This window comes from Micrococcus sp. HSID17227, from assembly GCF_003989405.1.
In the GTDB taxonomy this organism is placed as follows: Bacteria; Actinomycetota; Actinomycetes; order Actinomycetales; family Micrococcaceae; genus Micrococcus; species Micrococcus luteus.
In genome coordinates, this window is the sequence record NZ_RBLN01000191.1 from 1 (window position 1) to 4,029 (window position 4,029).

Here is a 4,029-nt window from a genome sequence, read left to right on the forward strand (position 1 = left end):
TTGGGCCGACGGGCCACGGGCCCGCGCACCGCGATCGCGGCCCGCGCCCAGCGCTACTGGCTGACCGACCCGCGGTACGCGGCCGGGCTCATCATCATCCCCCTCATGGCTGTCCTGCTGTGGTTCACCGGGGGCATGGCCGCGGAGGGGGGTCCCGGACTGGGCCTGCTGCTGGTCCTCGGGCCGATCACCGCCTGGTCCCTGGCCTACTCGATCTCCGCGGACATCGCCTACGACCACACGGCGTTCCACCTGCACGTCGTCTCGGGCGTGCGGGGCGTGGACGACCGCTGGGGCCGCGTCCTGGGCCTGGCGGGCTGGGGCGTGCCGATGATCCTCCTCGTGACGACGGCGACGGTGGCGGCGGCGGGGGACTGGTCCCTCCTGGCGCCGATGCTGGGCCTGGCCCTTGGCCTGTTCGGGACGACCGCCGGGCTGTCCGCACTCGTCTCCGCCCGTTTCGTGTACCCCGTGCCGAAGCCGGGAGACAGCCCGTTCAAGACGCCGCAGGGCGCGGCCATGCGCACGATGCTCGTCCAGGGCGCCTCGCTGCTGGTGAGCCTCGCGCTCGCGGTGCCGTTCCTGGCGCCCTTCGTCGTCTGGCTCGTCACCGGGGCCGCCGTGTGGGGCTGGGTGACGGTGGCCCTCGGGTTCGCGTGGGGCGCCGTCGCGCTGTGGCTGGGTGTGCGCCTGGGGGCGCGCTGGTACGACCGCGCGCAGGCCGAGACCTACCAGGCCGTGGCCGCCTTCTGAGGGGCGCGGCTAGACTGGCCCGCATGAGTGTGACCGGCGAACCCGACCTGAACGACCCCTTCGCGCCCGCCGGCGGCGGCACGTCCGTCCTCGAGCGTGAGGAGCTGCGCCAGGAGATCGAGCCGGGCGACCACGAGCGCTTCGCCCACTACGTCCGCAAGGAGAAGATCACGGAGTCCGCCGTCACCGGCGCCCCCGTGATCGCCCTGTGCGGCAAGGTGTGGGTGCCGGGCCGGGACCCGAACAAGTTCCCCGTGTGCCCCACGTGCAAGGAGATCTACGAGGGCCTGCGCGAGCCGCAGGACGGCGGCGACGGCGGCGGCAAGCGCGGTGGCTGGTTCGGAGGCCGCGGCCGTGGCTGACGGCCGCTCCCTGACGAGCGGCACCCTGGACGGCAGCGTCCAGCACGACCTGTTCCACATCGGCGAGGACCTTCCCCCCGCCATGCCCGAGCGCGCGGCGTGGGGGACGGCCCCCAAGCTGCGCCAGTGGCAGCAGGAGGCGCTGGAGCGCTACCTCCAGACCGCCCCGCAGGACTTCCTGGCGGTCGCGACCCCCGGCGCGGGCAAGACGACGTTCGCGCTGCGCGTGGCCAAGATCCTGATGGACTCCGGCGTCGTGCAGCGGCTGACCGTCGTCGCGCCCACGGACCACCTCAAGCGTCAGTGGGCGGACAACGCCGCGCGTGTGGGCATCGCGATCGACCCGAACTTCAAGAACGCGGACGGGCGGCACGGTGCCGAGTACCGCGGGGTGGCGCTGACGTACGCCCAGGTGGCGAACAAGCCCGTCCTGCACCGCAACCGCACCGAGGCCGCCAAGACGCTGGTGATCCTGGACGAGATCCACCACGGCGGCGACGCCCTGAGCTGGGGCGAGGGCATCCGTGAGGCGTTCGAGCCGGCCACGCGGCGTCTGTCCCTGACCGGCACCCCCTTCCGCTCGGATACCGCCTCCATCCCCTTCGTCCGCTACGAGCTCGGCCAGGACGGCATCGAGCGGTCGAAGGCGGACTACACGTACGGCTACGGCCCGGCGCTGCGGGACCACGTGGTGCGCCCGGTGATCTTCATGGCCTACTCCGGGCAGATGCGCTGGAAGACCTCCACCGGCGAGGTCATGGAGGCTCAGCTCGGCGAGGCCGCCACGAAGGACATCACCGCCTCCGCCTGGCGCACCGCGCTGGACCCGGCGGGCGAGTGGATCCCGTCCGTGCTGCGCGCGGCCGACCGGCGGCTCAGCGAGGTGCGCCGCAACGTGCCCGACGCCGGCGGCCTCGTGATCGCCTCGGACCACCAGGACGCGCGCGCGTACGCCGCGCAGCTCGAGGCGCTGACCGGCCAGCGGCCGGCCGTGATCCTCTCGGACGACAAGGGCGCCTCGGATCGCATCGAGAAGTTCGCCGCGTCGGACGAGCGGTGGATGGTGGCGGTGCGCATGGTGTCCGAGGGCGTGGACGTGCCCCGCCTGTGCGTGGGCGTGTACGCCACGTCCACGTCCACGCCCCTGTTCTTCGCCCAGGCCGTGGGCCGCTTCGTGCGCTCCCGCCGGCGTGGGGAGACCGCCTCGGTGTTCCTGCCGTCCGTGCCCGCGCTCATGCTGCTGGCCAACGAGATGGAGCTCGAGCGGGACCACGCGCTGGACCGCAAGGAGGGCGCCGTCGAGGTCGAGGACCTCGAGGACGCCCCCGAGGAGGACCTCATCGCGGAGGCCAACCGGGCCGAGAGCGGCTCGGACGCGCTGACGCGGGAGAAGTTCGAGGCCCTCGAGTCCCGGGCGAGCTTCGACAAGGTGCTCTTCGACGGCGGCGAGTTCGGCCTCGGCGGCGCCGTCGGCTCGGAGGAGGAGCAGGACTTCCTCGGCATCCCGGGCCTGCTGGACGCCGAGCAGGTCTCCGCCCTGCTGCGGCAGCGGCAGGCCGAGCAGATCCAGCGCCGGCCGCGTGCGCAGGCGGCCGAGCCCGCCGACGTCGTGGACCACCGGCGGATGAAGGAGCTGCGCTCCGAGCTGTCCAAGACGGTGTCCGCCTGGGCGGCCCGTTCCGGCCAGCCGCACGGGGTGATCCACAACCGCCTGCGGGAGATCTCCGGCGGCCCCGCCGTGGCCCAGGCCTCCCGCGAGCAGCTGGAGAAGCGGCTGAGCACCCTGCGCGGGTGGTTCGTCGGCCGGGCCTGAGGTCCGTCGGGCGCGGCGGGCGCCGGCGGGCCGTGCCGACCTGAGCGCCGGGTTCAGCCGTCCCGGGACTGGACGCGCACGAAGGCGCGCAGCTCGTCGCCCTCCACGTCACGGGACTCGCGGAAGCCATGGGTCTCGTAGAAGGCGCGCTGGCGCTCCTCGGTGTCCGTGAGCAGCACGTGCTGACGGACATGGCCGTACCGGCGAAGACGTGGCGCAGCAGCTCGGAGGCGATGCCGCGGCGCTGGTGCACCGGATGCACGAGGATGTCCTGCAGGTAGGCGATGGTGTGTCCGTCGGAGACCACGCGGGCCAGGCCGACCAGACGGCCGCCGTCGAAGGCGGTCACCACGGTGGCCGAACCCTGCAGCCCGCCCATGAGCGTGTCCATGTCCGCCGTGGAGGCGGACCAGCCCACGGCGTCGTAGAGGGCGCGGACGTCGTCGGCGGCCGGGATCGCTCCGGAGAGGTAGCGGATGCCGTCCCGGTCTGCGGCGATGGGGGAGTCGGTCATGGCTGCTCTCCTCGTCTGCGTCGGGCACCGGCTCCGGCACGCCCGCCGGGGCCGAACCCGCTCACGAGGTCGCCAGGATGGCCCCGGCGGCCTCCATCTCGTGGAGCGCGGCCTGGGCGGCCGCCTCGTCGACGCCGGCCACCAGGTCGGTCAGCACCGTGACCTCGTAGCCGGTGTCGAGGGCGTCGAGCACGGTGGCGCGCACGCAGTGATCGGTGGCGATGCCCACCACGGTGATGGCGTCCACGCCCTGCTCGCGGAGCCACTCGTCGAGGCCGGGGGCACCGGCCTCGATGGCGGCCGCGGCCACGGCGGTGGCCCCGTACGGGCCGACGGTCCCGGAGGGGCGCTCGCCCGCGGCCCCGGTCGGGACGGCGTCGGGCTCGCCGAGGGCGCCGTCGAAGCCGGAGTAGGCGTCCGTGTGCAGGCCCTTGAGGAACTCGGCGTCGAGGTGCTCGGCGTCCAGGTCGGGATGCAGCTCGGCGCCGGCGGTGCCGGCCACACAGTGCACCGGCCAGGTGGTGCGGAAATCCGGCTCGGCGCCGGTGGCCGCGGCGAAGTGCGTGCCCGGGTCGACGTGCCAGTCG

4 protein-coding genes and 2 pseudogenes are annotated in these 4,029 nt (G+C 73.8%); 3 read left to right on the forward strand and 3 right to left on the reverse strand.

The features are described 5' to 3' along the window. From D8M29_RS09155 to D8M29_RS09165, 3 genes and pseudogenes are all read left to right on the forward strand, one after another. Positions 1-753: pseudogene (locus D8M29_RS09155) on the forward strand (Tat (twin-arginine translocation) pathway signal sequence); the annotation flags it as partial. A 23-nt stretch (positions 754-776) separates the two neighbouring features. Then, the gene (locus tag D8M29_RS09160) at positions 777-1,115 is read left to right on the forward strand and encodes a DUF3039 domain-containing protein (protein WP_036334986.1); all 339 of its coding nucleotides are present in this window, start codon (positions 777-779) and stop codon (positions 1,113-1,115) included. Next, a complete protein-coding gene (locus tag D8M29_RS09165; RefSeq protein ID WP_080695020.1) occupies positions 1,108-2,928 on the forward strand; it encodes a DEAD/DEAH box helicase in 1,821 nt (606 codons plus the stop codon). The genes D8M29_RS09160 and D8M29_RS09165 overlap by 8 nt, the downstream gene beginning before the upstream one ends. Positions 2,929-2,981: 53 nt before the next feature. Here the strand turns inward: D8M29_RS09165 and D8M29_RS14535 are convergent, their stop codons facing one another. The 3 genes and pseudogenes from D8M29_RS14535 to D8M29_RS09175 form a co-directional block, all read right to left on the reverse strand. Continuing rightward, the gene (locus tag D8M29_RS14535; protein WP_370450160.1) at positions 2,982-3,107 is read right to left on the reverse strand and encodes a hypothetical protein; all 126 of its coding nucleotides are present in this window, start codon (positions 3,105-3,107) and stop codon (positions 2,982-2,984) included. 83 nt (positions 3,108-3,190) lie between these two features. Continuing rightward, a pseudogene (locus D8M29_RS14540) lies at positions 3,191-3,442 on the reverse strand (GNAT family N-acetyltransferase); the annotation flags it as partial. Positions 3,443-3,503: 61 nt separating this feature from the next. Beyond that, a partial coding sequence (locus D8M29_RS09175; RefSeq protein ID WP_127445919.1) for an isochorismatase family protein occupies positions 3,504-4,029 on the reverse strand: 526 nt, incomplete at its 5' end.